This window comes from Microvirga antarctica, assembly GCF_017921815.1.
GTDB lineage: Bacteria > Pseudomonadota > Alphaproteobacteria > Rhizobiales > Beijerinckiaceae > Microvirga > Microvirga antarctica.
The window spans coordinates 1-284 of sequence record NZ_JAGEMM010000161.1 but is presented as its reverse complement, the minus strand read 5'-3'; the positions used below and the strand labels follow the sequence as shown (position 1 = coordinate 284).

General features: G+C 59.2%; 1 protein-coding gene. It reads right to left on the bottom strand.

Going from position 1 to position 284, the window contains the following annotated elements; all coding sequences use genetic code 11:
- Positions 1-284 (bottom strand): cupin domain-containing protein (locus tag J4G32_RS21305; RefSeq protein ID WP_210497719.1); only part of this gene is annotated, 284 nt, incomplete at both ends.

Sequence of the window (284 nt, the reverse complement as noted above, 5' to 3'; positions counted from 1 at the left end):
CGCCTCGCGACTGCGGTCGTAACGGTAGTTGAAAATCGGCGACGAGTTCCCGCGCTGGTGGCGCAGCGGCAGCATATTCGCTGCATAGCGCGGCAGATAATCGCCCTCTTTTCGCGTCACCGGCTGCTGATCTTCGGGATAGTCTTCCGCAAAACCACAGCCCAGGAGATTGACTAACGGCAGATCCAGACCATCCAGCCATACCACCGGCTCTGATCCCGGATTACCATGATCGTGCCAGCGCCACTGCGGCGTCAGGATAAAATCGCCGGTATGCATTGGCG